This window comes from Niveispirillum sp., assembly GCF_052437035.1.
GTDB lineage: Bacteria > Pseudomonadota > Alphaproteobacteria > Azospirillales > Azospirillaceae > Niveispirillum.
In genome coordinates this window covers 104,178-116,295 of the sequence record NZ_JBQVOH010000004.1, presented here as the reverse complement: position 1 = coordinate 116,295, position 12,118 = coordinate 104,178, and the positions used below count along the sequence as shown (strand labels likewise).

The following is a 12,118-nucleotide window of genomic DNA, read 5'->3' as shown; positions in this document are numbered from 1 at the left end:
TGTTTTCTGACCCGAGATCGCACAATTTGCAATCAATCTCTATCGTGGCACTCGGTTGAGCGCTGTGCATGCCTGTTGTCTGGATTGTGCGCTGCCGGAATTGATCCGAAATCGGATTTATTGAGCGGAGCTTTGGAAGAGGGATGTGGGTGATGACGCGGACGCTGATCTGCGCCTTGCTGGTGATGGGAACGCTTCTGGGGTTGGCGGGAATTGATCTGGTCCTGCCGGCGCTGCCGCTGTTGGCCGGCTGGCCGGGGGGTGATGCGGCGCGTGCGCAGCTGGTGATCGCCGCCTATGTAGCGGGCGCCATGGCGGGCATGCTGCTGTTCGGCACGCTGGCGGCACGTTTCGACCGACGCTTCCTGCTGCTGGGTGCCATGGCGGCGTTCGGCATCCTGTCGGGCATGTCGGTGCTGGTCACCGATCTGGATGTGCTGATCGCGCTGCGCGCGGGGCAGGGGTTGGCCGGGTCCGCCCCCGCCGTCTTCGCACCCGGCATCATCCGCCGTCTGTTCGATGAGGTCGGGGCCATGCGCGCCCTGGCGCTGCTGGGTTCGATCGAGGCCATTGCACCGGGTGCCGCCCCGCTGGCGGGGGCGGCCCTGATCGCCTGGGCCGGGTGGCAGGCGCCGTTCCTGGCCATCACGCTGGCGGCTCTGCTGGTGCTGGCCTGCCTGACGGCGGGTTTGGGTATTCTTCCGGGCGGACGGGTGGAAAAACGGCAGGGCGGTTCCTATGGCCGCTTGCTGCGCGATCCGGTCTTCCTGCGCTATGGCCTGTCGCATGGCGGGGTGTTGGGCGGGCTGCTGATCTTCGTGTTCGGCGCGCCCGTCACCATCACCGCCGGCATGGGTGGTGGCATGGGGGATTTCGTGGTGATGCAGGCCATCGGCGTCACCCTGTTCGCCATCACCGCCAATCTGGCCGGCGGGCTGGCACGACGGTTCGGGATCGAACGCATGATCAGCATCGGCACGGCCATGGCCTTTCTGTCGGGCGTCCTGCTGCTGATCTTCGGCTGGACGGGCGGCGGGCCGGTCTGGATGCTGTCGGTGCTGTTCGCGCCCATGAATATCGGGCTGGGCCTGCGTGGGCCGCCGGGTTTCCTGCGGGCCATCATGGCAGGGCGCGGCGATGATGACCGCGCCTCGGCCCTGGTGATCTTGTTCATTACCGGCATTTCGTCGCTGGGCACCGCCCTGCTGGCCCCGTTCATCACCCTGGGCCTGCCGGCCCTGACCCTTGCGGTGGCTTTGGTACAGGCGGTGGGGCTGGCAGCGTTGATCCTGCTGCCCCGGCTGCCGGACTGATCTGCTTGTGCAGGGTAGCGGTTTCCGCCACCCTGTGCGCGGTCATGATGGGAAAGGCGGCATGGGCTGGGGTTACGGTCTGGAGGCAAAGCTGGCCGATTGGCGGCGCGAAGGGTTGATCAGCGATGATCAGGCCGCTCGCATCGCCGCGTTCGAGGCCAGCCGCGGCAAACCGAAGCTGGCGCTGGCCCTGGCGGTGCTGGGGGCCTTTACTATCGGTGTCGGCATCATCGCCATCATCGCCGCCAACTGGGACGCCATCCCCATCGGCCCGCGCCTGGGCCTGCATATCCTGATCAATCTGGTCCTGGGGGGCCTTGTCTGGCATTGGGCGGGGCCCACCTCGCTGTCTGTTCGGGTCGAAGGCGGGGTGCTGCTGCTGTCGCTGTCCACCCTGGCCCTGATCGCGCATATCGGACAGAGTTTCCAGTTACAGGGCAGCGCCAGCGGCCTGATGGGGGGATGGCTGCTGCTGTCCACACCCTTCACGCTGGCCCTGGCACGCGGTGGGCTGAACCGCTGGGTCTGGGTCCTGGGCCTGTTCACCTGGGCCGGTGCCCTGCTGTCCGACCATTGGGATTGGCTGCATGACAGACGCCTGTCAGCCAGCATCTTGATCCTGTTTCTTGCGCTGCTTTATTTGGCCCGGCTGTCGCCCCGGCTTGTGCCGGCGGTCTGGGCGCGCCATCTGGGGCGGGCGGCAGTGGGGACGCTGATCGGCGGGTTGACCGTCCTGCTGCTGGTGCTGCGTCCCCTGATCGACGGGGTGCCGGAACCGGATGTGATGTGGGATGCCGGTATCGGCGGGGTCGTGGGCATGATGGCCATCGCCGCCGCCCACGCCTTGTCGCCGGGGGACATGAGGGGGATGCGGCTGGGCTTCGGCGCCCTGCTCGCCCTGGCGCCACCGCTGTCGGTGCTGCCTTTCCTGCTGGATGGCACTCTGGCCGCCATTGTGACGGGGGTGCTGTTTTGCCTCTATTGGATTGCTCTGGCGCGGCTGGCCTTGCTGACGGAACGGCCGGGCTGGTTCCGCTTGGCCGTCGCATTGATCGCGGTACGGGTCTTTATCGCCTATCTGGATGCCACGGGCGGATTGCTGGCCACCGGCTTCGGGCTGGTCCTGGCCGGCCTCGTGCTGCTGGGGCTGGCCTTTGCCGCGCGGCGGGTCATGGCCTGGGGTGAAGCACAGCAGGCGGGGGAGGGCACCTGATGCGCAAGGAGATGCTGCTGCGCGCGGCCCTGCTGATCCTGCCGACCCTTATCCTGACAGGCTGGGCCTTGTCGCTGCCGCTGCTGCGGGCAGAGGAGCCGCTGCTGCGGGTCCGGTTGGCCGGCTTTGACCCGCGCGACCTGCTGCGCGGCCATTATCTGCTGGCGCGGCTGGATATTGCCGGGCTGCCGCCGGGGCGCTCAGGCGCCGGAGACTGTGTCTGTCTGACACCCGGTGGCGCCGATGGCCGGCCCGGCTTCACTGCCCTGCCGGCCTGCACGCCGGATGTCCTGTCGGCCTGTCCTTATCCGTTGGCCGATCCGGGGCGGGAATTGCGGATTTACCAGTCGCAGGAACGGGCGCTCCGGCTGGAGGTGCTGCTGCGTGATGCCAAGGTGCGGGTTGATGTCGCCGTGCGATTCGACGGCAAGGGTGGCATCGCTTTGGAGGATGTCCAGGTTGACGGCAAATCCCTGCCCGAAACCGAATAGCCAGGGAGGAATGCCGTTATGGCGCGTGAAGGCCGTTTGATCCGGGTGGAGGTCGCGCTGACCCATCTGGACGGGTTCATGGAATATTTCGGCCATAACCTGCGCCACAGCCGGCAGGAGCCGGGCTGTATCCAGTTCCGTGCCGCCCGCTCCCCGTCCGAGGAGAAGGAGGGTGGCCCTGCCATCTTCCATGTCTGGGAGGAATTCGTGGATGAGGCGGCGATGCGCAGCCACCATGCCTCGGCGCATTTTCAGCGCTGGAGCGCCTGGCGTGCCGAACAGGGCGACGCCGTGGTCAGGGTCGGTCAGGTGACGGAGCTGTGGCCGGAGGATTGAGAGTGCTTGCATCCTCCCCCGCCCAGCCACAGGCGGCCAGCGCTGCCTGCATGTGGGGTGGGACGGGGGCCGTGATGGTGACGGGCGGCTTGGTGGCCTGAATGGGCACTGTGACGGCGCGGGAATGCAGGTGCAGCATGTCCCCCACCTTGCCCGCCGCGCCGGGCGGCAGATAGATCGGGTCGCCCAGCAGCGGATGCCCCAGATGCTGCATATGCACCCGGATCTGATGGGTGCGACCGGTTTTGGGGTTCAGTTCCATAAAACTGACGGGGCCGATGCCCGGCAGTTCGCCGCGTCCGCGCACCCGCCAGATCGTGACCGACGCCTGTCCATTTTCTTTGTCGATGACCATGCGCCAGCCGCGCCGCGCGTCGCTAACCTTGGTCAGGCCGGCATCGATCTTGCCGCTATTGTCGGCGGGGTGGCCCAGGGCGACGGCCCAGTAGGTCTTGGCGACCTTGCCTTCCTGAAACAGGATGCCCAGCCGGCGCAGCGCCTTGGGATGCCGGCCTAAGATCAGGCAGCCCGAGGTATCGCGGTCCAGCCGGTGGGCCAGCGATGGTGGCTTCGGGAAGCCAAAGCGCAGCGCATCGAAATGCCGTTCCAGATTATCGCCCTTGCCCTTGGCCGTATCCGGCCCCGCATGCACGGCGATGCCTGCCGGCTTGTCCAGCACAAGCATCAGGCCGTCACGATAGAGAAGGCGGGCAAGGAGATCGTCTTCGGTCATGGCATCGGCAATCTTATCTTCATATGAAAAGGGCCGCACCGTTGCCGGTGCGGCCCTTTCATTCTACCGGAACCCGGCGTCCGCTCAGTGGACTTCCGACCACAGGCGACGCTTCGCGGCATACATGATGCCGGCGAAGAACACCAGGAACAGCATGACCATCAGGCCGACGCGGCGACGCTCTTCCAGCTTGGGCTCAGCGGCCCAGGCCAGGAAGTTCGTCACATCCTTGGCCTGCTGATCGATCGTGGCGGCGGTGCCGTCGGTATAGGTCACGCCGCTATCGTACAGCGGCTGCGCCATGGCGATGGCGTGGCCGGGGAAGTACTTGTTGTAATTGGCGCCCGGCGACAACTCGAAGCCGGCGGGGGCGTCGGTGTAGCCGGTCAGCAGGGCGTGGATGTAATCCTCGTGATGGGCGCGGGCCTTCACGATCAGCGACAGGTCCGGCGGAGCCTTGCCACCATTGGCGGCGGCTGCGGCCTGCTTGTTCGGGAACGGGTTCTTGAACCGGTCCGAAGGCAGGCCAGGCCGGGTGAACATCTCACCCTGGTCGTTGGGGCCGTCGTTGATTTCCTGCGCGGCGGCAATGGCTTTCACTTCCGCCTCGGTGAAACCGATGTCGTGCAGATTGCGGTACGACAGCAGGTGCATCGAATGGCAGGCAGAGCAGACTTCCTTATAGACCTGGAAGCCGCGCTGCACGGAAGCGTAATCATAGCCCTTGAAGAAGGACAGGAAGCTGTTCACCCCGCCATGGGCCCAGGTCTGGGCCGGGGGCAGGGGCACGTCGCCGGCGGCCAGGGCCGTGCTGGTCAGGCCAGCAATGGTCATGGCGCCTGCGGCGATAAGGGTACGAAGACGACGCATCAGGCCTTCTCCCATCACTTGGCGGTGGCGGCGTTGCCGCCGAGAACCGGGTTGGCGATGCTGGCCGGCAGCGGCAGCGGCTTCTCGATCCGGCCGATGATCGGCAGGAGCAGGAAGAAGGCGAAATACATCACCGTGCCCAACTGGCCGATCAGCACGTAGGGCTGTTCAGCGGGCTTGCCGCCGGCATAACCCAGCATGAAGAAGGCCGGCACCAGGCAGAGCAGCACCCACCACTTGAAGATCGGGCGGAAACGGGCCGAACGGACCGGCGAGCTGTCCAGCCAGGGCAGGACGAACAGGATCGCGATGGAGCCGAACATGGCCAACACGCCACCCAGCTTCGCCGGGATCAGCACCACGTCGGTAAACGGCAGGCTGATAGCGAAGGTGATGGAGCGCAGGATCGCGTAGAAGGGCAGGAAGTACCATTCCGGAACGATATGCGCCGGCGTCACCAGCGGGTCGGCCGGAATGTAATTGTCCGGGTGGCCCAGCAGGTTTGGCGCGAAGAACACGAAGGAGGCGAAGAAGATCAGGAAGACCGTCAGGCCGAAAATGTCCTTCGTGGTGTAGTAGGGATGGAACGGCAGCGTATCCTGCGGACCCTTCGGCTCCACACCCAGCGGGTTGTTGGACCCGGTGATGTGCAGGGCCGCCACGTGCAGGACCACAACGGCCAGCAGCACGAACGGCAGCAGATAGTGCAGTGCGAAGAAGCGGTTCAGGGTCGGATTATCGACCGAGAAGCCACCCCACAGCAGGGTCACAATGCTCTCACCCACCACCGGTATGGCTGAGAACAGATTGGTGATCACGGTGGCGCCCCAGAAGGACATCTGGCCCCAGGGCAGCACATAGCCCATGAAGGCGGTGCCCATCATCAGCAGCAGGATGATGACGCCGAAAATCCAAAGCAATTCGCGCGGCGCCTTGTAGGAACCGTAATAGATGCCGCGAAAGATGTGGATATAGACGACAATGAAGAACATCGACGCACCGTTGGCGTGGATGTACCGGATCATCCAGCCCCAATTCACGTCGCGCATGATGCGTTCGACGCTGTCGAAGGCATACAACGTGTTGTTGGTGTAGTGCATCGCCAGAAAGATGCCGGAGACGATCATCGTCACCAGCACGAACATGGCGAGCGCGCCGAAGTTCCAGAAATAGTTGAAGTTACGCGGAGTCGGGAAGGACCCGTACTCCTTGTTCATCATCGTGAAGATCGGCAGGCGCTGGTCGATCCAGTTCACCACCGGGTTCTCGAAATTGGACTGTGGGGCGTGAGCCATCTGGCACTCCCTGACTGGATCTGTCTTTTAGCCGATCTTGACGCGGGTGTCGGTCAGGAACGCATATTCCGGCACGTGCAGGTTCAAGGGCGCGGGGCCCTTGCGGATGCGGCCCGACGTGTCGTAGTGCGATCCGTGGCAGGGGCAGAACCACCCGCCAAAATCACCCTTCGATTCGCCCGAGGAGGTGCCCAGCGGAATGCAGCCCAGATGGGTGCAGACGCCGACCAGCACCAGCCAGTTATCCTTGCCTTCCTTGACACGGGCCTGGTCCGGCTGCGGATCGATCAGCTCAGCCGTGGGCACGGCGCGGGCGGCATCGATCTCTTCCTGGGTGCGGTTGCGGATGAAAACCGGCTTGCCGCGCCACATGGCCTTGATGGCCTGACCCGGCTGGATTGGAGCCAGATCGACCTCGATGCTGGCCAGGGCCAGCGTGTCGGCGGCCGGGTTCATGCTGTGGATGAAGGGCCACAAAGCAGCAGCGGCACCAACACCGCCCATGGCGGCGCCAGCCAGATAGATGAAGTCGCGGCGGGTCTGGCCGTCGCCCGCATGCATGGTGTCCGCCATACCTCTCATCTCCTCGGCGAATGGACGCGGCCCCCGTCGGGCCGACGCCTTTTACTGAAACAACGATATGGACCCGGAAATCCGGGCTGAATTGGGCTTGTCCGCGGGTCTTTCCACCCCCACTTACTGCGTCATAGCGCGCATCGGGGGATGCGGTGCGACGCGGACGGTGCGATGGGGCGGGAGGCCAGCACGAACGGAGCGGCCGGAGGCTCCTCCGGTCGCGGATGTTCGATATACATGGCCCGCCAACGGTTGGGAAGCGCATGCTTCTGGACAATCTGTCGCGCTGTCCGGCGTCTGGGGCATCGATCCCCCCGCGCATGCGCATGGCGGCGCGCTTGCATCCGTCCCGGTTTGGGAATATCCCTGATTTCACAGCGCGACCGCCGTGCATTCTGGCGGCAGAATGCGCTGATTTACCGGTAAACAATCTGCCCCATCACCGGGCCGAAGGGATATCGCCCTTGTCCACCGCGCAATCGCCTGTGCAATCACTCGCCGGCCGCCGCGTCCTACTGATAGTGGCGGGGGGGATTGCCGCCTTCAAGACGCCAGACCTTGTGCGCCGTCTGCGTGAACGCGGGGCATCGGTGCGCGTGGTGCTGACCGATGGCGGGGCGCAGTTCGTGACGCCGTTGACCCTGCAGGCGGTTTCGGAGGACACGGTTTATCGCGATCTCTGGTCCCTGACCGACGAATCGGCCATGGGGCATATCCAGTTGTCGCGGTCGGCGGATGTGGTTCTGGTGGCCCCGGCCACGGCCAATATCCTGGCCCGCATGGCCCACGGTCTGGCCGATGATCTGGCCACGACGGTTCTGTTGGCGACTGACAAGCCTGTGCTGGTCGCACCCGCCATGAATGTAAGGATGTATGAACATCCGGCCACCCAGGCCAATCTGGCCCTGCTTGCCGCGCGCGGTGTGGGCATTATCGGGCCGGATGACGGGGCCATGGCCTGTGGCGAATATGGGCCGGGCCGCATGGTGGAACCGCTGTCCATCGCCGAGTATCTGGCCGGCTGGTTCGCGGCGCAGGCAGCGCCGAAGCCGCTGGCCGGTCGCCACGCCTTGGTCACCAGTGGGCCGACCCATGAACCCATCGATCCCGTCCGCTATATCGCCAACCGGTCCAGCGGCAAGCAGGGCCACGCGGTCGCGGCGGCGCTGGTCGCGCTGGGCGCGCGGGTGACGCTGGTCAGTGGCCCTGTGCGCCTGCCTGACCCGCCGGGGGTGAATGTGGTGGCGGTGGAGACGGCAGCGCAGATGCTGACCGCCTGCCGGGCCGCCCTGCCTGCCGATATCTTTGTCGCCGCCGCTGCCGTCGCCGATTGGCGCGTTGATGGTGCGGCGGGGCAGAAGCTGAAGAAGAGGGAGGGCGGCGGACCGCCGGCCCTGACCTTGACCGAGAATCCCGACATCCTGGCCAACCTGTCGGCAGCCGGACCGGATCGCCCGGAACTGGTGGTTGGTTTTGCTGCCGAAACGAATGATGTCGTGGCCTATGCCCGCGCCAAGCGGTTGCGCAAGGGGTGCGACTGGATCGTGGCCAATGATGTCTCACCAGCCACCGGCACCTTCGGCGGTGATCGCAATTCCGTGCATGTCATCCGCGCCGACGGCACAGAGGAAGCCTGGGAAAACCTGGCCAAGACCGAGGTGGCAAGTCGTCTGGCGACCGCCATCAGTGATCATTTCGTAAACGGAAAGAAATAAGAATGTCGGATATCAGCATTTCCATCCGCCGCCTGCCGCATGGCGCCGATCTGGCCCTGCCCGCCTATGCCACCGCCCTGTCCGCCGGCATGGACCTGCTGGCCGCCGTGGCAGAGCCGGTGACCCTGGAACCGGGTCAGCGCAAGCTGATCCCGACCGGCATTGCCATCGCCCTGCCGGCAGGGTTTGAGGCGCAGATCCGCCCGCGCTCCGGTCTGGCCCTGAAAAACGGCATCAGTCTGGTCAACAGCCCCGGCACCATCGATGCCGATTACCGTGGCGAGATCGGGGTGATCGTCATCAATCATGGTGACCAGCCCTTTACCGTGGAACGCGGCACCCGCATCGCGCAGATGGTGATCGCGCGGCATGAACGGGCCGTCTGGACGGAAGTGGACAATCTGGACGAAACCGCGCGCGGGTCGGGCGGTTTCGGTTCAACCGGCACCAAGGGCTGAGGGGGAACGGGGATGCTGCGCATATCCAAGAAACTGATGTTCGCCATCGAGACGGTGCTGGACATCGCCTATAATGCCGGTTCCGCCCCGGTGCAGTCGGCGGAGATCACGCAGCGCCAGGGCATCCCCAAACGCTACCTCGAACAGGTGCTGCAGGCCCTGGTGCGGGCAGGCGTCCTGGCCGGTGTGCGCGGACCCAAGGGCGGCTACCGTCTGGCCAAGGAACGCCGCCGCATCACGGTGGCCGAGATTGTGCGCGTCGTCCGCGCCCTGGAACAGGCCACCGATCCCATCGAGGAAGAGGTGGGCGCGGAACTGGGCCGGCAGGTGGTGCGCCCGCTGTGGGCGGAGCTGCAGGACGAGGTGATGGCGCGCCTGGAACAGACCAGCATCGAAGACCTCTGCGTGCGCGCCCATCAGGCCGGTGTGGCCAGCGAAGCCGCTTCCAAGCTCGATTTCAGTATTTAGTCGTCCCTCAGGCGCCGTGCGGCGGCATCCGCCGCCTTGGCTTACGCGACCATGGGGTCGCGGGCGCTCAACGCGCCAGCCGACCCGCGATAAGACATCGCGAGTCGGCATCAGCACTTTGACAGCGCCTGCGCCTGCCTATATACACAACATCGACCCGGTATTTCCGATGAATACCACAAATGGAGATGTAAAATGTCCGCCAGCCCTGAATTCCGTGGCAAGATCTATGACAGCATCCTGGACACGATCGGCGCCACGCCGCTGGTGCGGCTGAACCGGCTGGCGGCCAAGCATGGTGTCGTGGCCGACGTCGTCGCCAAGCTGGAATTCTTCAACCCGCTGTCCAGCGTGAAGGACCGTATCGGCAAGGCGCTGATCGAGGCGGCGGAGGCCGAGGGCAAGATTTCGCCCGACCGCACCGTCCTGATCGAACCGACCTCGGGCAATACCGGCATCGCGCTGGCTTTCGTCGCCGCCGCCAAGGGGTACCGCCTGATCCTGACCATGCCGGAAAGCATGTCGATCGAACGGCGCAAGATGCTGAAGCTGCTGGGTGCCGAACTGGTCCTGACCCCGGCCCCGCAGGGCATGAAGGGCGCGATTGCCAAGGCCGAGGAACTGTTGGCCAGCACGCCCGGCGCCTATGTCCTGCAACAGTTCAAGAACCCGGCCAACCCGGCCATCCACCGCGCCACCACGGCAGAGGAAATCTGGAACGACACGGCGGGCAAGGCCGACATCCTGATTTCCGGCGTGGGCACCGGCGGCACCCTGACCGGCGTGGCCCAGGTGCTGAAGCAGCGCAAGCCCGGCTTCACGGTGGTGGCGGTGGAGCCGGAGGACAGCCCCGTCCTGTCCGGCGGCCTGCCTGGCCCGCACAAGATCCAGGGCATCGGCGCCGGCTTCGTGCCCGACATCCTGGACAAGGAACTGATCGACGAGGTGCTGCGCATCTCCAACGTCCGCGCGTTTGAGCTGTCGCGTGAGGCGGCCCGGACGGAAGGTCTGGCCGTCGGCATCTCGTCGGGTGCGGCCCTGGCCGCCGCGTTTGAAGTGGGGGCGCGGGCCGAGAACAAGGGCAAGCTGATTGTCGTGGTCCTGCCCAGCTTCGCCGAGCGCTACCTGTCCACGGCCCTGTTCGAGGGGCTGGAGTAAGCCTTTCCAGATAGAATTGCTGTCGCCCCGGCCAAACGGTCGGGGCGATGTCGTTTCTGGATCGTGGATGTCATGACCCCCGACGCCCTCCGCGCCCTGGCGCTGTCCAACCCGATCAATGCCACCATCCTGGATCGGCTGCCTGCTCTGGGTCTGGATCAGGCCTATCTGGTGGCGGGATGTCTTTATCAGGCCGTGTGGAACGCCCGCGATGGGCGTGACCCCGGCTGGGGCGTGAAGGATTACGACCTGTTCTACTATGACCCGGACACCAGCTGGGAGGCCGAGGATGCGGTCATCCGGCGGGCCGCCGGTCTCTTTGCCGATCTGGGCGTGGAGGTGGAGTTGCGCAATCAGGCGCGGGTCCATCTCTGGTATCCGCAGCGATTCGGGACGGTGATCCCCGCCTTGGAAAGCAGCCGCGACGGCATTGCCGGTTTCCTAGTCCGCTGCACCTGTGTCGGCCTGTCGGCGGCTGGGGACGTGGTGGCGCCCTACGGGCTGGACGAGCTGGCCGCCGGCATCCTGCGCCCGAACCCGCGCACCGACAATCCGCCGCAGTACCGGATCAAGGTCGACAGCTATCGCGCGCGTTGGCCCTGGCTGATTGAACGAGGGTGACGGAACAAACGCCGCTTTCGGTTGTTACCTCCGCATCGTCGGCTGAATGCCGGTTTTGATACGAGAGGACATCATGAAGAAGCCCACACTGACCCTGGCGATCCCCCTGCTACTTTCCGCTTTCGCCCTGTCGGCCTGCAATACGGTCGAAGGTGTGGGCAAGGATGTGAAGTCTGGCGGCAAGGCCATTGAGAACACGGCCCAGGACGCCAAGAATTAATCTGCTGCTTCTTGCCCCGGCGGGGGCTTTGGCCGCATGGTTGATCGATGAGCATGCCCCCCGCCGACCCCGCCCGCCTGTCCCCGCCGCCGCCCACCAGCGGCCCACGCGTGCGCATGGTGCCGCAGGGCGAGGATCGGGAACGGCTGGTCTGTCCCGATTGTTGCTATATCGCTTATGAGAATCCGAAGATCGTTGTCGGCGCTGTGGTGACCGATGATGCAGGCCGGTTCCTGCTGTGCCGCCGCGCCATCCAGCCGCGCAGGGGCTTCTGGACCCTGCCCGCCGGCTATATGGAATTGAACGAGACGACGGAGCAGGGGGCGGCGCGGGAGGCGATGGAGGAGGCGGGTGCCCGCATCGCCATCGACGCCCTGCTGGCCGTCTACAACATCCCCCGCATTTCCCAGGTGCAGATGATCTACCGTGCCAGACTTTCCGATCCCGCCATCGCGGCGGGGGTGGAGAGCCTGGAGGTCGGCATGTTCGCTTGGAAGGACATCCCCTGGGACGAACTGGCCTTTCCCAGTGTTGTCTGGGCCCTGCATGAATGGCGGGAGAAGGCTGGGCAAACCGGATTCGCCCCTGGCACCAACCCGCCGCCCCCGGTGGAGGGCTTGTAACCGCCGCCCTGTCCGGGCACAGTCGCAG

Annotated in this window: 15 protein-coding genes; 11 read left to right on the top strand and 4 right to left on the bottom strand. The window is 65.4% G+C overall.

Going from position 1 to position 12,118, the window contains the following annotated elements; translation table 11 throughout:
* Positions 1–152: 152 nt before the first annotated feature.
* The 4 genes from ACT6Q8_RS12325 (at position 153) to ACT6Q8_RS12310 (ending at position 3,353) form a co-directional block, all read left to right on the top strand.
* The gene (locus tag ACT6Q8_RS12325) at positions 153–1,313 is read left to right on the top strand and encodes an MFS transporter (protein ID WP_444732828.1); all 1,161 of its coding nucleotides are present in this window, start codon (positions 153–155) and stop codon (positions 1,311–1,313) included.
* A 61-nt stretch (positions 1,314–1,374) separates the two neighbouring features.
* Positions 1,375–2,526, top strand: coding sequence for a DUF2157 domain-containing protein (locus tag ACT6Q8_RS12320; protein WP_054166890.1), 1,152 nt, complete (start codon positions 1,375–1,377; stop codon positions 2,524–2,526).
* Entirely contained in the window at positions 2,526–3,017 is a 492-nt protein-coding gene (locus ACT6Q8_RS12315) for a hypothetical protein (protein ID WP_444732829.1), read from the top strand. The genes ACT6Q8_RS12320 and ACT6Q8_RS12315 overlap by 1 nt, the downstream gene beginning before the upstream one ends.
* An 18-nt stretch (positions 3,018–3,035) precedes the next feature.
* A complete protein-coding gene (locus ACT6Q8_RS12310; RefSeq protein WP_054166888.1) occupies positions 3,036–3,353 on the top strand; it encodes a putative quinol monooxygenase in 318 nt (105 codons plus the stop codon).
* Here the strand turns inward: ACT6Q8_RS12310 and ACT6Q8_RS12305 are convergent.
* From ACT6Q8_RS12305 to petA, 4 genes are all read right to left on the bottom strand, one after another.
* A complete protein-coding gene (locus ACT6Q8_RS12305) occupies positions 3,313–4,086 on the bottom strand; it encodes an RluA family pseudouridine synthase (protein ID WP_054166983.1) in 774 nt (257 codons plus the stop codon). The genes ACT6Q8_RS12310 and ACT6Q8_RS12305 overlap by 41 nt on opposite strands.
* Positions 4,087–4,170: 84 nt before the next feature.
* Entirely contained in the window at positions 4,171–4,956 is a 786-nt protein-coding gene (locus tag ACT6Q8_RS12300; protein ID WP_054166982.1) for a cytochrome c1, read from the bottom strand.
* Between the two features lie 14 nt (positions 4,957–4,970).
* Complete coding sequence (locus ACT6Q8_RS12295; protein ID WP_054166887.1) at positions 4,971–6,251, bottom strand: cytochrome b; 1,281 nt, start codon at positions 6,249–6,251, stop codon at positions 4,971–4,973.
* 27 nt (positions 6,252–6,278) lie between these two features.
* Positions 6,279–6,824 carry a ubiquinol-cytochrome c reductase iron-sulfur subunit gene (petA, locus tag ACT6Q8_RS12290; RefSeq protein WP_054166886.1) on the bottom strand — a complete coding sequence of 182 codons (546 nt, stop codon included), beginning with the start codon at positions 6,822–6,824 and terminating at the stop codon, positions 6,279–6,281.
* Positions 6,825–7,291: 467 nt separating this feature from the next.
* Here petA and coaBC point away from each other — a divergent pair, with 467 nt between their 5' ends.
* The 7 genes from coaBC (at position 7,292) to ACT6Q8_RS12255 (ending at position 12,090) form a co-directional block, all read left to right on the top strand.
* The gene (coaBC, locus tag ACT6Q8_RS12285; protein WP_444732830.1) at positions 7,292–8,542 is read left to right on the top strand and encodes a bifunctional phosphopantothenoylcysteine decarboxylase/phosphopantothenate--cysteine ligase CoaBC; all 1,251 of its coding nucleotides are present in this window, start codon (positions 7,292–7,294) and stop codon (positions 8,540–8,542) included.
* Between the two features lie 2 nt (positions 8,543–8,544).
* Entirely contained in the window at positions 8,545–9,000 is a 456-nt protein-coding gene (dut, locus tag ACT6Q8_RS12280) for a dUTP diphosphatase (protein WP_054166885.1), read from the top strand.
* Between the two features lie 12 nt (positions 9,001–9,012).
* Positions 9,013–9,468, top strand: a complete 456-nt coding sequence (locus tag ACT6Q8_RS12275) for an RrF2 family transcriptional regulator (RefSeq protein WP_054166884.1) — start codon at positions 9,013–9,015, stop codon at positions 9,466–9,468.
* A 195-nt stretch (positions 9,469–9,663) separates the two neighbouring features.
* Positions 9,664–10,626 (top strand): cysteine synthase A, encoded by a 963-nt coding sequence (gene cysK / locus ACT6Q8_RS12270; protein WP_444732831.1) that lies wholly within the window; start codon positions 9,664–9,666, stop codon positions 10,624–10,626.
* Positions 10,627–10,698: 72 nt separating this feature from the next.
* The gene (locus ACT6Q8_RS12265) at positions 10,699–11,247 is read left to right on the top strand and encodes a nucleotidyltransferase family protein (RefSeq protein ID WP_054166882.1); all 549 of its coding nucleotides are present in this window, start codon (positions 10,699–10,701) and stop codon (positions 11,245–11,247) included.
* A 73-nt stretch (positions 11,248–11,320) separates the two neighbouring features.
* On the top strand, positions 11,321–11,467 hold the full coding sequence (locus tag ACT6Q8_RS12260; protein WP_082372094.1) for an entericidin A/B family lipoprotein: 147 nt from the start codon (positions 11,321–11,323) through the stop codon (positions 11,465–11,467).
* A 47-nt stretch (positions 11,468–11,514) separates the two neighbouring features.
* Positions 11,515–12,090, top strand: a complete 576-nt coding sequence (locus ACT6Q8_RS12255; RefSeq protein WP_444732832.1) for an NUDIX domain-containing protein — start codon at positions 11,515–11,517, stop codon at positions 12,088–12,090.
* Positions 12,091–12,118: the final 28 nt, after the last annotated feature.

What these genes read in the sequence shown, in the direction of transcription:
- ACT6Q8_RS12325 (WP_444732828.1), top strand. Translation starts at nt 153, where the DNA reads ATGACGCGGACGCTGATCTGCGCCTTGCTGGTGATGGGAACGCTTCTG.
- ACT6Q8_RS12320 (WP_054166890.1), top strand. Translation starts at nt 1,375, where the DNA reads ATGGGCTGGGGTTACGGTCTGGAGGCAAAGCTGGCCGATTGGCGGCGC.
- ACT6Q8_RS12315 (WP_444732829.1), top strand. Translation starts at nt 2,526, where the DNA reads ATGCGCAAGGAGATGCTGCTGCGCGCGGCCCTGCTGATCCTGCCGACC.
- ACT6Q8_RS12310 (WP_054166888.1), top strand. Translation starts at nt 3,036, where the DNA reads ATGGCGCGTGAAGGCCGTTTGATCCGGGTGGAGGTCGCGCTGACCCAT.
- ACT6Q8_RS12305 (WP_054166983.1), bottom strand. Translation starts at nt 4,086, where the DNA reads ATGACCGAAGACGATCTCCTTGCCCGCCTTCTCTATCGTGACGGCCTG.
- ACT6Q8_RS12300 (WP_054166982.1), bottom strand. Translation starts at nt 4,956, where the DNA reads ATGCGTCGTCTTCGTACCCTTATCGCCGCAGGCGCCATGACCATTGCT.
- ACT6Q8_RS12295 (WP_054166887.1), bottom strand. Translation starts at nt 6,251, where the DNA reads ATGGCTCACGCCCCACAGTCCAATTTCGAGAACCCGGTGGTGAACTGG.
- petA (WP_054166886.1), bottom strand. Translation starts at nt 6,824, where the DNA reads ATGGCGGACACCATGCATGCGGGCGACGGCCAGACCCGCCGCGACTTC.
- dut (WP_054166885.1), top strand. Translation starts at nt 8,545, where the DNA reads ATGTCGGATATCAGCATTTCCATCCGCCGCCTGCCGCATGGCGCCGAT.
- ACT6Q8_RS12275 (WP_054166884.1), top strand. Translation starts at nt 9,013, where the DNA reads ATGCTGCGCATATCCAAGAAACTGATGTTCGCCATCGAGACGGTGCTG.
- cysK (WP_444732831.1), top strand. Translation starts at nt 9,664, where the DNA reads ATGTCCGCCAGCCCTGAATTCCGTGGCAAGATCTATGACAGCATCCTG.
- ACT6Q8_RS12265 (WP_054166882.1), top strand. Translation starts at nt 10,699, where the DNA reads ATGACCCCCGACGCCCTCCGCGCCCTGGCGCTGTCCAACCCGATCAAT.
- ACT6Q8_RS12260 (WP_082372094.1), top strand. Translation starts at nt 11,321, where the DNA reads ATGAAGAAGCCCACACTGACCCTGGCGATCCCCCTGCTACTTTCCGCT.
- ACT6Q8_RS12255 (WP_444732832.1), top strand. Translation starts at nt 11,515, where the DNA reads ATGAGCATGCCCCCCGCCGACCCCGCCCGCCTGTCCCCGCCGCCGCCC.